This is a genomic window from Maribacter confluentis (assembly GCF_030505015.1).
GTDB lineage: Bacteria > Bacteroidota > Bacteroidia > Flavobacteriales > Flavobacteriaceae > Maribacter > Maribacter sedimenticola.
The window spans coordinates 3,779,600-3,793,941 of the sequence record NZ_JAUKUC010000001.1 but is presented as its reverse complement, the minus strand read 5'-3'; the positions used below and the strand labels follow the sequence as shown (position 1 = coordinate 3,793,941).

Here is a 14,342-nt window from a genome sequence, read left to right as displayed (position 1 = left end):
ACCTTTACAAAAATAGGATATATAGCCTTGCAATCAAACAAACAACACTTACTTTTCCTATTAGCCATTATTATTGGCTCCTTTTATGTCCATGCACAAGAAGGTAAGGTTACACCGTTAAATATCAAAGTTCAGGGCGATAGCATCTCTGCACCACTGTTCCCTATTGAGCGTGTAAGGGACACCACCGTTACAGACTCGTTGGCCATAGATTCACTAAATCAAAAACCACCTTTGCTATTAGATAAAATAACCTATAAGGCAAAGGACTATGTAAAACTTAGCCAAAAGGAAAACAAAATATATCTCTATAACGAGGCTGAAATCTATTATCAGGATACCGAGTTAAAAGCAGGCATTATCATAATGGATTATATAAAGAATGAAGTCTATGCAGGTAGAATGAAAGATTCTTTGGGTAATTATAGTCAATTACCCTATTTTAAACAAGGTAGCAATATTGTCATCCCAGATTCTATACGGTTTAATTTTGACACTCAAAAAGCGTTGATCTGGAATTCACGTACAGAACAACAAGCCGCCGCCGGCGCACTAGGTAGTGATGTCATGAAGGTGTATGCGGAAATTACCAAAAAAGAAAACGATTCTGTTTATTTTTTAAGTGAAGGAAAGCTTACCACCTCCGCAGACACCATTAATCCAGACTATTACATACGCATTAGAAAGGCCAAGTTTGTCCCCAAGAAAAAAGTAATTGCCGGATTCAGCAATCTTTATATTGCAGATGTTCCTACACCCATTGCTATGCCTTTTGCCTATTTCCCGTTAACGGTAGGCAGGTCTGCAGGTGTGCTGATGCCCTCTTTTGGCAATGACCCCAATACGGGCTATTTCTTACAGGATATGGGGTATTATGTTCCTTTGGGCGATTATGCCGATGTTACCTTGTCCGGAGATTTTTACACCAATGGAAGCTATGCCTTCAGGAGCGCCTCGCAATATATTAAGCGCTATAAATTTAGGGGAAATGTTAATTTAAGGTTTGAGAATCAAGTAAGAAGCCAAAAAGGTTTTAGTGACTACAGTCTATCACGTAATTACAATATTCAATTTTCACATTCACAAGACCCAAAATCCAGTCCAAATTCAAGGTTCTCCGCGTCCGTGAACTTAGGTAGTAGTGAATACTACCGTAACTCGCTACAGCAACGCAACTTGCCTAATACGCAAAACAATACCTTATCCTCCTCTATTTCATATTCCAAGACCTTTCCCGCGTATCCGTCCATAAACATGAGCTTAACGGCTACCCATTCGCAGTTGACATCACCAACGGCAACGGCTTCGGACACGGACAATATCAATATGACCCTCCCTACTTTTCAAGCAAGCATGGAACGTATATATCCGTTTGCAAAAAGGGACGGAATTAAAAAAGGAATTATACAGAACATTAATTTCCAATATGATGTCAATGCACAGAACAGGTTGACCACCAATGATGAGGATTTTCTGACCGCTAGAATGTTCGATAATTCAAAAGTTGGAGCAAGACATCGCATTCCGTTAAACACCAACTTTAAAGTCGCCAAATTTTTTAGTGTCAGTGTAGGTGGTAGTTATGAGGATGTTTGGACCATGGAAACGTACAACAAAAGTTTTGATCCGGAGACCGAAACAGTCGTAACCGATACCATAAGTGGGTTTGACAGGTTTAACAAATATAATTTTAGCAGTAGTATAGGAACCACCTTGTACGGTACGTTTAATTTTGGGGAGGACAAGAAAATACAAGCTATACGCCATACCATGAGACCTTCCATAAGTTATGGGTATGCCCCATCATTTGATCAGTTTTATGATGAGTATATAGATGAAGATGGTGAAGTAGTACAGTTCAGCAGGTTTCAAGGTTCCCTTTATGGAGCGCCTTCTTTAGGTAAATCCAACAGTTTAGGGTTTTCGCTTGCCAATACGTTAGAGGCCAAAGTACGAGATAAGGACAGTACTAAATTAGAACCTAAAAAAGTATCGTTGTTAAGTAACTTCAACATCTCTACAGGGTATAATTTTGAATCTGACTCTTTACGTTTAAATCCGTTGAACATTAATGGCGGTACCAATATATTGGACAATAAAATGTCCATTAACTTCTCCGCAGCTTTGGATCCATACGCCATTGACAATAACGGAACAAGAATAGACACGTGGAATGCGGATAACGGTGGGAGCTTGTTTCGCCTTACCAGAGCCAATGCAAATATTTCTTATGCAATTAGTAGTGACATGTTCGGCAAAAAGGAAAAAGATGACAAAGAGAACGAGGAGGAAGACCCGTTTGACTACGTAGCCCAAAGCGGAGGAAGGGACGACGATCTATTTGGCAGGGCAGATAATTTTAATGACAATCCTATTGATAAAGATAAGGGGCAAGATGTGGAAAACCCTATTTATGGAACAAAAATACCGTGGAACTTAAGGTTGGCCTATTCCGCCAGCTATTCCAACTCTGCACGGCAGAACGAGTTCAGCAGCCACTCCTTAATGTTTACGGGAGATATTGAACTGGCGCCCCGCTGGAAAGTAGGCGGTTCATCCGGTTACGATTTTAAGAACAAAGGTTTTACTCTTACCCAATTAAGGTTTCAACGAGATCTTAAAAGTTTCTCCATGCGTTTTAACTGGACACCTTTTGGACAATATAAAAGATGGTATTTCTTTATTGGTATAGATGCCTCTATTCTAAAAGACCTTAAATGGGAAAACCGCAGTCAGCCCTTTAGTAATTAATATAAATGACCAAAATCATGAAACAAATTATAAACACCAAGAATGCCCCGGCACCAATTGGCCCATATAACCAAGCTGTATTAGCCAATAATACGTTATATATTTCCGGACAAATTCCTCTTAATCCTGTAACAGGTGAACTGGTAACCGGTGATATTAAGAAGGAGACTGAACAGTCCATGGAAAATCTTAAGGCAATTTTAACCGAAGCGGGAATGACTTTTGAACATGTCGTAAAATCCTCTATTTTCCTGAGCGATATGAATCAATTCTCAGCGGTAAACGAGGTATATGGCTCCTATTTTAATGCAGAAACGGCCCCTGCTAGAGAGACCGTTGAAGTTGCGAACTTACCTAAGTTCGTAAATGTTGAAATTTCTATGATTGCCATAAAATAAGTGCTTACATATTTGCACGATGAAATTCTACGAGACCCTCTATAGGTCTTTGGCGAATAACGCCTACGATCAAATCATTTCTTTGCAATACAGATGTAAGTTCAGCTTTTAAATAATGGGCAATACTACCAACAAAATTAATTGGCACCTTTGTAGCCAACTCAAACTGCATAACGTAGTTATTGATAAATTGCTGAAATCCTTTATCAATAACCCCTTTGGAATAAGGATGTTCCTTGTTCTCGATTAAAAAACGCGCAAAAGTTGCCAAATAAGTATTGGGATTAGGTTGCTTATAAAGATTCTCCTTGATCACATCAGGATCAAGATCATGCTGTTTTGCAAATTTGTGAGCCAAATCTGCCGGCATTTTATGAAAATAATAATCCCTGATCAATTTTCTGCCAAAGAAGTTGCCACTACCATCATCCATGGGAATATACCCTAAGGAAGTCACTTTCTGGAACAATTGGTTACCGTCGTAATAACTGCAATTTGAACCTGTGCCCAGAATACAAACAATTCCTTGGTGTCCCACCTTTGTTGTGGCAAATATTGCGGCATAAGTATCCTCTTTAACTACTGCCTTTGCATTTGGAAAGAAATCTTTAAAAATGCTTTTTAAAAAAATCTTCATACGGTCAGTTCCACAACCCGCCCCATAAAAATATAGATGAGATACCTTTTCCCTATTTTTAGAAAGTTCAAAGTTGTTCGCCAAGCGATCTTCAATAACATCTTTCGTTAAAACCTCTGGACTTAACCCTAAGGTCTGAGTCAAAAAAAGTTGCTCCCCATTATCATCTAGTGCGATCCAATCTGACTTGGTAGCACCACTATCTACTATTAAAATCATATACAGATTGTCTTTAAAAAATAATCCTGAAAATAAGGAAAAAAAGCCTCATTTTCAGGAATTATCCATGTTATACTAAAATGTTTGTTATAACGTATTTACATGCTGCATTAGGTCTACCATTTTATTGGAAAAACCAGCCTCATTATCATACCAGCAAATTAATTTAAAGAACTTGGAATTTAGCTCTATACCAGCTCCGGCATCAAAAACACTTGTATGGGATTCACCTATAAAATCTTGTGAAACCAAAGCTTCCTCAGTATAACCAAGAACACCTTTCAACTCCCCTTCAGAAGCAGATTTAAACGCTTTTTTGATTTCCTCGTATGAAGTATCCTTTTGTAAACGTACGGTCAAATCCACAACGGAAACATCCGCAGTTGGAACTCTAAACGCCATACCGGTCAATTTCCCTTTTAAAGCAGGAATTACTTTGGTTACGGCAACTGCAGCTCCAGTAGAAGCAGGAATAATGTTCAACATTGCACTTCTACCACCTCTCCAATCTTTTCTTGAAGGACCATCAACGGTCATTTGAGTAGCCGTTGTTGCGTGAACAGTTGTCATCAAAGCTTCTTCAATACCGAACTTGTCATTTAATACCTTGGCCATAGGTGCCAAACAGTTGGTCGTACAAGAAGCATTGGATACTATTGAATCAGAAGCTTTAACTTCTTTATGGTTAACACCCATTACAAACATTGGGGCATCTTTAGAAGGAGCTGAAATCACTACTTTTTTAGCACCACCGTCAATATGGTATTGAGCAGTTTCCAAAGTTGTGAATATACCGGTACATTCCGCTACGGTAGTTGCACCAACTTCATCCCACTTACAATTTTTTGGGTCTCTTTCCGCAGTAATACGTACTGTTTTACCATTAACTACCAAGTGACCGTCCTTAACCTCAACAGTACCATCAAAAGCACCATGAACCGAGTCATACTTAAGCAAATATGCCAAGTGCTCAACATCTAACAAATCATTGATGGCAACTACATCTACATCACCACGTTTTACCGTTGTTCTAAAGACCAACCTACCTATTCTTCCGAAACCGTTTATTCCTACTTTTAAATTTGACATTTTTTCTGTTTTAGTTTTTAAATTATGTTGTCATTATTTCAGAAACCCTAATGAGCTCCTTATCTATTTTCGTATGACCCTTTATCGCTTTTTCAATTGGGGTCAATGTAATTTGATTATCTTGAATACCGACCATTAAGCTGGTTTTACCTTCCAACAAAGCTTCTACGGCCTTTACGCCCATTCTACTTGCCAATACCCTATCATAACAGGACGGGGCACCGCCTCTCTGCATATGGCCCAATACGGATACACGAACATCATATATTGGCAAATGCTCCTCTACGTACTCCTTAAGTTCAAAGACATTTTTACCAGACTTATCACCCTCGGCCACAATCACGATACTTGATGATTTTCCAGACTCCTTACTTCGCTTTAAGGACTCTAACAATCTGTCAAGACCCAAGTTTTCTTCCGGAATCAATATTTCTTCAGCACCAGCACCAACACCTGCGTTCAGTGCAATATGGCCTACGTCCCTGCCCATTACCTCAACGAAGAAAAGCCTATTGTGAGAGCTTGCCGTATCACGTATCTTATCTATACATTCCACAACCGTATTCAAGGCCGTATCATACCCTAAAGTAAAAGTGGTTCCAAAAATATCGTTATCAATCGTACCCGGAATTCCTATTACGGGAAAGTTATATTCCTTGTTAAAAATCATGGCACCGGTAAAACTACCGTCACCTCCTATAACCACAAATGCATCTATACCTGCCTTTACAAGTTGATCATGGGCTTTCTTCCTTCCTTCCGGAGTCCTGAAATCATTACAACGTGCAGATTTAAGTATAGTTCCGCCTTTGTTGATTATATTGTTTACACTACGGGCATCCATAACCTTGAAATCCCCTTCTATCATACCTTGGTAGCCCCTATAAATGGCGACACAATCTACCTTTAAGTAGGCACAGGTACGTACAACTGATCTTATGGCCGCGTTCATCCCTGGAGAATCGCCACCTGAAGTCAGCACTGCTATTTTTTTTATTACTGAAGACATGGAAAAATTTAAGCCAACGAAATTACAAAATCAAAATGCAATAAAGAAATATACTAGCTCTGCTTTTTAAAGGAAATCTAAGAAAACGTTTTCGGTGTTATATTTAATTGTGAAATCTTGGAATTTTCTTTGTTTCCTAACAACTATTCTACAAAAATTTAGCGATAAATTGATTTAGGCTTATCATAGAATCTAATTAGGCTATCGTTACCCATTGTAGCGGTAGGAACAGGGTTAATTGCCTTAGGTGTTTCCTGTACCGGCTTCTTTGCCAATATTTTTTGAAAAAGTTCCTTAAAATTATTAAAATCCACCTCATAAGTTAAGCCGGCACCTTGTGTAGACCCTTGCTGATCGGACAAGTATGCCTGAATTTCACTTTGCCTACTAAAGAATATGGCGCTCAAGGTGCCCTCCTCATTTAACAATACCTGAATCTCAAAATCTCCTGCAACCAATGTTTCACTCGATGCCCCGACCGGAACACCCACTTTGCCATTGAACAATATCCTATCCGAAATTTGTGTAGAAACGGTGACACCAATCCTATCATCTGTTTCAATGTCCGCAGACCTATCCAATATACCTTGCTCATAACTGAGACCCAAATTGAATTTATCATTGCCACCGCTCAGGATGGAATTCAAAATTCCGGAAGCACTTTGAACCAAGTTTCCTGTAATGGCCTGTTGGTTAATACCACTTTGAGAATTTACAAAAGTGCCCTGTGCCAGTAGGAAAATTGCGTTTTTCTCCTCTACGGTTGGATCTTGAAGGCGATATTCCAATTCTGATTGTACAATGGAATTGGTTCCTGGAAAATCAATCCCAAAATCTATATCGGGACTTTGAAGTTCACCGGTAAGACGAATTATCACATCCGTAGGTATTCTTCTGGTAAAGCCGGGGTCGTCCAACAAAGGGGCCGGATTTGCATTTAGGGAATAGATGGCCTCCATATCCAACAAGGCCTCTAAAGGTTTTTGGTCCCAGTTTATGGTTCCGCCAGGTTCCACCTTAAATTTCTTATCTATAATTCCCCCAAATTTGTAATTATATTCCCCCGTAACCACTACGAAGTCACCATACATCTCAAACTTACCATTAGTATTTATTTGTATCAGGATTATACCTTCCCCAGTCCCTTTCAAGGAACTTCCGGTTTTGGTATCCGTAACGATCTCCACCTCTGCCTCTGGTGTGACATCAAGGTTAAACTCCAACTCTAACCCTTGATAATCCTTTAATTGCCTTTGGCGCTCAATGGTACGTTTATCATTTTTTTCAATAAAATTGATAAAGGAATAATCCCCTACACTGGCAACATCGCTCAAAGGGATCTTTAAAGAGGTACCTTCTGCCGTAGCACCGTCAACCGTAATGTTCAAAGCTGTTGTTGGTCCAAAAATTCGGCCTTTTCCATTGAGGTATCCGGTACCGTAGTAAAGGTCACCTTCCTTAAATTCAGTATTTAAAATTAAAAAACGCTCATTGTTCGTATTCACATCCAGATCCAATACCCAATTATCAAAATAACTATGTGTAATGGTACCATCTAAATTTGCTTTGGTTCCTTTTGCCACATCCTGTAAGGCAATTTGCTCAAAATTAAAGGTTTGGTTGGCAAGTACTACGCGGGACCTGGGCGCAAAACTATAATCTACATTAAGATACGGCACAGCAATACCCGCATTATCCAAGGTTAACAGGCCATCAAAATTTGGATTATCCACACTACCCGTAATCCTGACCCTACCGTCAATATCCCCTCTAATATGATCTATGACCCCCTCACCCAATGGACTGAACGGTTCTAGGTCAAAGTTGTTAAAATTAGCGATTAAGTTAGCATTAGGTATTGCTTCTTTATTTTCAATTTTACCTACCACACTGAACTTTTCCAGATTATTTTCAGAAAGTTGGGAATTTACTTGAAATTCCGTTAAATCCTTATTTCCTATTATATTGATGACGAGGTCGCCCAACGGTATATCATTAATACCAAAATCGCCTATATTAAGATTGGAGGATGGTAGATATATTCCGTCTTTCTGTAAAATATTCAAGGTACCATTGACCTCGCCTTGCAGTTTAAGACTATCTATTACCGGCGTAATCTTATCTAAAGACACAATTTTAAACTGTAGCTGAAGGTCTTTATAGGTAGAATCCGCAAGCTGCCCTTTTAACCTTATTTGCTCCTTTTCCTCATTGTTCATTACAATTTCCTGTATTGTAATACTGTCAAGGGCCCTGTTTAAAATAACTTTATTCTTACTATCTCCATCTTTATTGAGCACCCATTTATTTCCCTTGAAATTTACATCTGAAGTCTTGAGCCCTATTACTGATTTGTTCTGCTTATTAAAGGTGTGGTAAAAGTTTAGGTTATAGGAATCATCAAAATCACTACCGCCCTTAAACTCCGATCTAAAAAACAACGTATCTTTTAAAGTAGTGTTGATCAGGTTAAAATCCTTAAAATTATAGTATGGGGTATCTAACTCTCCTACGGACACAAATGTATTGAATAGAGGGTTCTTATTATCTATCCGCACTTCTATTTGATCGGCCGCCGTACCAAAGGCCACAATACTTGGAGATTCAAAATTCAATTTAAAATCACCTTCATCTGCAATAATATTACCTTTTATAAACGTATTAGGGTCAAACCTAACCTCTGGAAAAAACACATCTACGATCTTATTGTAAATCTTGAAGTTAAAAGAAAGATTTTGACCATCAGATATTTGAAAAGGTCTGTAATTGGTATAAATACTACCCAAAGAATTCTGAACTAGCTTACCAAGTTCCCTTACCTTAAAATTACCTTTCATATACCCGGTAATGATATCGGGAGAATTTATTTGAATTGTTCTGGAATTTTCATTGTCAAAACTTGATGTTATGGCAAAATCATCAAAATAATAGGTGTCGTTTACATTTTGATAATTGGTTTTGGTAAACTGGATGTCCCCTACGATATTATCCAAAGAGGTACCCGTAATATCCATACTTACATTTCCTTTAAAAATACTGACACTATCATTTATGAAGTTCAATCTTTTTAAATCGGCATAATCAACAGAGGCTATAAAGTTGAAATTGTTTCTTGATTCGGCAACATTGGCCAACCCTTTAAAACTGAATTTCAAGTTTTCATCATTACTTACCAAGGAACCATCAAACAATTGATCCTTGACAATACCAGATACTCTTAAGTCTTGATAATTATACTTGTTAAACTCAATGGAATAAATTTGCCCAATAACCTCAGTGTTCAATTTTTCCTTTACAAAACCTTTTCCTTCAACATTAAAATCCAGGGTGGTCTTTCCCAAGTTTTTATTTTCGGCAAAATCCCCAAGGTCAAAATCGATCAAAGAGATGAACCCCTTATAAGTTGCATTATCAATATTATTAAAATTACTTAATACTATATCTGCATAACTACTACCAATAGCCGTATTTAAGTTGACCTTTGCATCTATGGAAGAATTGGTTATGAACGCGTTTCCCCTAATGGTAAACTGCCCCAACTTACTAAATGTAGAAGGCAAGGAATTTCCAATTAAATTGGGTAGTAACGCATTTAACTGGTAATAACTGCTGGTTACGTTTTTCATGTCGGCATCCAGACTGAAAGGCTTTTGTTTGCTGAACAAATTCTTAAAATTAAAATCGCCCCTAATACCCGTATTGTCTGAAAACAAAAACAGATTATCCGTATTTAAATCATTAAGAACACCATTGATATCTGCACTGAAGGTGACTTCCTTACCTTTTCCAAATTCGTTGTAGAGTAAATTTACCTCATCAAAAGCCACTTTAGACTCCTTAAAATCTGCCACAACGTTTACCTTGTTCAAAAAATCACGAAAATCTTCCCGGTTATAATTAAATACCAAATTCCCGTCCAATTTGGAGAGCGGGGTATTGATCTTTAATGAATCAAACCGCATTTGCTGCTTGGTATATTTAAAGTTGGTAGCCAATTTATTCAGTTTTAAACCCCTATTGCTAAAAAGGGACATATCTTGGATATCTGCGGAAACCTCCGGTCCAAGAATCAGAAAATTGCCGGCATTTATATTTAAGCTATCAAAATTAAGAATGGTCTCTTTCTCAAGGTTTTCATCCAGGTATTTAAATCTACTTTTTTGGATTTCCACATAGGAAGATGACAACTTAAAAGGGGGAGTACCCGGAGCCCTAGGCTTACCATCGTCCAATTTATCCACAAATACCTCTAGGTTGGTATCTTGTTCGCCGTAGTAGGTCTTTAACTTAAAATTGAGTTCATCTACCTCTATATCCCCAAATTCCAAATTACCCTGCGCAAGATTACCAATACTTAGGATAGAGGTTCTTAGTTCATTTACGTAAAACAATGTGTCTTTTTGATAGTCCTCAATAAACACACCTTCCAGAGCAGTATCCCAAGAAATCAAGGATAGTTTTAAACGCTCAATATTGATATGGGTTCCATATTGGTTGTTGATTTTTTTGGTGGCATATTGAGCCAATAACGTTTGTACAAAAGGCAAAGAAAAAATTAGGGTACTAAAAACGCATATCAGTAGCAACACCAATACAATTCTTATCAATATTTTCCTAAGTTTTTTGATAGGGCTATATGTTTTACCTTTGTTATTCAAATTTTATTCCAAACATGCCGGAACACAAACCAATTTACATTCTTGCAATAGAGTCTTCCTGTGACGATACTTCTGCGGCAATTTTAATGAACGATAAAGTGCTTAGCAACGTGGTGGCAACCCAAGCTATTCATGAGGAATATGGGGGGGTCGTACCAGAATTAGCATCTAGAGCGCATCAACAAAATATTGTTCCTGTTGTGGACCAAGCAATAGCCAGAGCAAATATCGATAAAAAACAATTATCCGCCATAGCATTTACACGTGGACCTGGTCTTATGGGATCATTGCTGGTAGGCACCTCTTTTGCAAAATCCTTATCATTAGGTTTAGACATTCCATTAATAGAGGTCAACCACATGAAGGCCCATATTCTGGCCCATTTTATAGCGGACGAAAAGATGACCTCCCCAAAATTTCCTTTTTTGGCCTTGACCATTAGCGGAGGCCATACCCAAGTTGTACAGGTAAACGATTATTTTGAAATGAAAATAATTGGCCAGACCTTGGACGACGCCGTGGGAGAGGCTTTCGACAAAAGTGCAAAAATCTTGGGATTGCCTTATCCAGGGGGTCCATTAATAGATAAACATGCGGCCAATGGAAACCCACATAAATTTGAATTTCCTATACCAAAGGTTAAAGATTTAGATTTTAGTTTTAGTGGTTTAAAGACCAATATTCTTTATTTCATACAGCGCAATACAAAGGATAATCCCAATTTCATAAACGAGAATTTAGAGGATATCTGTGCATCAATTCAAGATACGATTATTGAAATTTTAATGCGTAAATTGAAAAAAGCCGTAAAACAGACAGGTATTAAAGAAGTGGCCATTGGCGGAGGAGTGTCAGCAAATTCCGGGATACGTAAAGCATTGACAGATGCCCAGGAAAAGTACGGATGGAAAACCTATATACCCCAATTTCAATACTGCACGGATAATGCGGCCATGATAGGAATTGTTGGGTATCATAAGTTTAAAAATGAAATCTTTTCAAAGCAAGATATCACCGCACAAGCTAGATATGTGATATCTTGATGTTTAAATAGATCATATGCAATTATTCTACAATCCAAATCTGGAAGAAAAAGACACCGCTTTTACATTTGACAGCAGTGAGAGCAAGCATATTGTTAAGGTATTGAGGAAAAAAAATGGCGATGAACTAAACATTACCAATGGTAAAGGATTCTTGTTCACCGCCAAAATTATTTCAGACAAAGTAAAAAAATGTGAAGTTGAAATTAATTCCTGCAATAGAACCTACCCAAAAGCATACAGACTACATTTGGCAGTGGCCCCCACTAAAATGAACGATCGTTATGAATGGTTCTTGGAAAAGGCCACCGAAATAGGGGTAGATGAAATTACTCCCTTGATTTGCAAACGTTCTGAACGCAGAATTGTAAAATTGGACCGTATGCATAGGGTCATTGAAGCAGCTATGAAGCAATCTTTACAGACCTATTTACCTAAGATAAACGAACCAATTGCCTTTTCTGAATTTATGGACCAACCTACCAATGGGTTAAAGTTCATAGCGCATTGTGAGGAAACCGAACGTCATGAACTAAAACGAAGAATAGCCGCTGATCAAGATGTTACCATATTAATTGGCCCCGAAGGCGATTTTACGTTAAGTGAAATAAAAAAGGCATTTACCGTAGGATATCAACCCGTTGCCATGGGCAATACAAGGCTCCGTACAGAGACCGCAGCCATTGTAGCTTGTACTATCGTCGCCTCAATTAACAACGGATAAGGAAATAATTTCAATACTAGACAGGCCCAAAAGTTTTTCCATTACCTAATTTACTAAATTTGGGCATGAAAAAATTTGTGGTCTTAGTAGCTATCATGCTTACATCCATTATAATGCATGGACAAGAAATTGCCATTTTAAAATATAATGGTGGTGGCGATTGGTATGCCAACCCAACGGCATTGCCCAATTTAATTAAGTTTTGCAATTCCAATATTGGCACCACGTTTAAAAATAAACCGGAAACGGTAGAAGTGGGTAGTACATCTATTTTTCAATACCCATTTTTACACATGACAGGCCACGGCAATGTTATATTATCCGATGATGAAATAGAAAATCTGCGTACATATCTTTTATCCGGTGGATTTTTACATATCGATGATAACTATGGTATGAAGCCGTATATTACAAGAGAAATAAAAAGGTTGTTTCCTAACAAACCTTTAGAGGAATTGGGATCGGACCATCCAATTTTCTCTATAGCATATAAATTTCCACAAGGGCTACCTAAAATCCATGAACATGACGGTGAACGTCCACAAGCTTTTTCCATTGTTCATAATAACAGGATTGTTCTATTGTTCACCTCCGAAAGTGATTTAGGTGATGGCTGGGAAGACCCTACCGTCCATAATGACCCAGATAAGATAAGACAAATTGCCTTGAAAATGGGAGCCAATATCATCTCCTATGCTTTTAAAAATTAACTATGAACGCAAAAACCATTTCTAAAGGATTACTAAGGGCTGTTGGCGTAATGGTAGGTATTGTACTCCTACTCTACTTTCTTTATACTATTAGGTCCGTATTGGCCTATTTGACCATTGCGGCCGTGGTGGCACTTATTGGCAGCCCTTTGGTCAGGTTTTTTAGGCTTAGGCTAAAACTTCCGAATATTTTGGCCGTAATAATCACCATGCTTTTAATGGTCGGTATTTTAGCGGGTATTTTTGCCTTGTTCATACCCCTACTCTCGGAACAAAGTAAAAACCTATCTCTTTTAGATATAGATGGTTTACAAAAAAGCATTAACACCCTTTACCATCAGATCACCAATTATTTGGGGCTTTCATCCAATATGGTGGAAAATGTCATTGATGATGTTAAATTGGAAAGGAATATTTTAGAAGGTCTTGATATTGGGTTTATTCCCAACTTTTTAAACTCATTTCTAACAGTTTTAAGTTCGGCAAGCATTGGCTTGTTTTCTGTACTCTTTATTTCTTTTTTCTTTTTAAAGGATAGAAAACTTTTTGAATATGGATTGCTCATATTTGTCCCCAACGATAAAAAACAAGGCACAACAAATTCAATTGAAAAAATAAATGGATTGTTATCAAGATATTTTGTTGGATTATTGTTACAGATTTTCATTCTATTTATAATCTACACCATAGTATTGCTCATTGTAGGTATAGAAAATGCGGTGGTCATTGCCTTTCTTTGCGCATTGTTTAATATCATTCCATATATTGGCCCAATTATAGGAGGGGTAATGATGTTGACCTTGACAATGACCAGTAACTTGGGACAAGATTTCAGTGAAATTATCTTACCAAAGACAGGCTATGTGTTAATAGGATTGGTGTTTGGGCAGCTAGTTGATAATTTTTTCTCCCAACCTTTTATTTTTTCCAACAGTGTAAAATCCCATCCATTGGAAATATTCTTGATCATCATTATTGCAGGTCTTCTATTTGGTGTAGTAGGTATGATTGTTGCCATACCGGGATATACCGCAATTAAGGTGATTTTAAAAGAATTTTTATCGGACAATCAAATAGTAAAATCACTCACGCAAAATCTATAAA

Annotated in this window: 10 protein-coding genes; 6 read left to right on the top strand and 4 right to left on the bottom strand. The window is 37.7% G+C overall.

The window, feature by feature from the left end; translation table 11 throughout:
• Positions 1-27: 27 nt before the first annotated feature.
• Together Q2T41_RS16675 and Q2T41_RS16670 are read left to right on the top strand one after the other, a co-directional pair.
• Positions 28-2,751, top strand: a complete 2,724-nt coding sequence (locus tag Q2T41_RS16675; protein ID WP_304437000.1) for a putative LPS assembly protein LptD — start codon at positions 28-30, stop codon at positions 2,749-2,751.
• Between the two features lie 17 nt (positions 2,752-2,768).
• A complete protein-coding gene (locus Q2T41_RS16670) occupies positions 2,769-3,149 on the top strand; it encodes a RidA family protein (RefSeq protein WP_304436999.1) in 381 nt (126 codons plus the stop codon).
• Positions 3,150-3,153: 4 nt separating this feature from the next.
• Here the strand turns inward: Q2T41_RS16670 and Q2T41_RS16665 are convergent, their stop codons facing one another.
• The 4 genes from Q2T41_RS16665 to Q2T41_RS16650 form a co-directional block, all read right to left on the bottom strand.
• Positions 3,154-4,005, bottom strand: coding sequence for an N-acetylglucosamine kinase (locus Q2T41_RS16665; protein WP_304436998.1), 852 nt, complete (start codon positions 4,003-4,005; stop codon positions 3,154-3,156).
• Between the two features lie 87 nt (positions 4,006-4,092).
• Positions 4,093-5,094, bottom strand: a complete 1,002-nt coding sequence (gap, locus tag Q2T41_RS16660) for a type I glyceraldehyde-3-phosphate dehydrogenase (protein WP_089261719.1) — start codon at positions 5,092-5,094, stop codon at positions 4,093-4,095.
• Between the two features lie 22 nt (positions 5,095-5,116).
• Entirely contained in the window at positions 5,117-6,103 is a 987-nt protein-coding gene (pfkA, locus tag Q2T41_RS16655) for a 6-phosphofructokinase (protein WP_089261721.1), read from the bottom strand.
• Between the two features lie 158 nt (positions 6,104-6,261).
• A complete protein-coding gene (locus tag Q2T41_RS16650) occupies positions 6,262-10,650 on the bottom strand; it encodes a translocation/assembly module TamB domain-containing protein (protein ID WP_304436997.1) in 4,389 nt (1,462 codons plus the stop codon).
• Positions 10,651-10,775: 125 nt separating this feature from the next.
• Between Q2T41_RS16650 and tsaD the strand changes: the two genes are divergently transcribed.
• From tsaD to Q2T41_RS16630, 4 genes are all read left to right on the top strand, one after another.
• Positions 10,776-11,804 (top strand): tRNA (adenosine(37)-N6)-threonylcarbamoyltransferase complex transferase subunit TsaD, encoded by a 1,029-nt coding sequence (gene tsaD, locus Q2T41_RS16645; RefSeq protein WP_304436996.1) that lies wholly within the window; start codon positions 10,776-10,778, stop codon positions 11,802-11,804.
• Between the two features lie 16 nt (positions 11,805-11,820).
• Entirely contained in the window at positions 11,821-12,528 is a 708-nt protein-coding gene (locus tag Q2T41_RS16640) for a 16S rRNA (uracil(1498)-N(3))-methyltransferase (RefSeq protein WP_304436995.1), read from the top strand.
• 65 nt (positions 12,529-12,593) lie between these two features.
• Positions 12,594-13,238 (top strand): DUF4159 domain-containing protein, encoded by a 645-nt coding sequence (locus Q2T41_RS16635; protein WP_304436994.1) that lies wholly within the window; start codon positions 12,594-12,596, stop codon positions 13,236-13,238.
• Positions 13,239-13,240: 2 nt separating this feature from the next.
• Positions 13,241-14,341 carry an AI-2E family transporter gene (locus Q2T41_RS16630; RefSeq protein ID WP_304436993.1) on the top strand — a complete coding sequence of 367 codons (1,101 nt, stop codon included), beginning with the start codon at positions 13,241-13,243 and terminating at the stop codon, positions 14,339-14,341.
• Position 14,342: the final 1 nt, after the last annotated feature.

Excerpts from the sequence above, each read along its gene's own strand:
- Q2T41_RS16665 (WP_304436998.1), bottom strand. The coding sequence starts at position 4,005 with ATGATTTTAATAGTAGATAGTGGTGCTACCAAGTCAGATTGGATCGCA.
- Q2T41_RS16635 (WP_304436994.1), top strand. The coding sequence starts at position 12,594 with ATGAAAAAATTTGTGGTCTTAGTAGCTATCATGCTTACATCCATTATA.
- pfkA (WP_089261721.1), bottom strand. The coding sequence starts at position 6,103 with ATGTCTTCAGTAATAAAAAAAATAGCAGTGCTGACTTCAGGTGGCGAT.
- gap (WP_089261719.1), bottom strand. The coding sequence starts at position 5,094 with ATGTCAAATTTAAAAGTAGGAATAAACGGTTTCGGAAGAATAGGTAGG.
- tsaD (WP_304436996.1), top strand. The coding sequence starts at position 10,776 with ATGCCGGAACACAAACCAATTTACATTCTTGCAATAGAGTCTTCCTGT.
- Q2T41_RS16630 (WP_304436993.1), top strand. The coding sequence starts at position 13,241 with ATGAACGCAAAAACCATTTCTAAAGGATTACTAAGGGCTGTTGGCGTA.
- Q2T41_RS16670 (WP_304436999.1), top strand. The coding sequence starts at position 2,769 with ATGAAACAAATTATAAACACCAAGAATGCCCCGGCACCAATTGGCCCA.
- Q2T41_RS16640 (WP_304436995.1), top strand. The coding sequence starts at position 11,821 with ATGCAATTATTCTACAATCCAAATCTGGAAGAAAAAGACACCGCTTTT.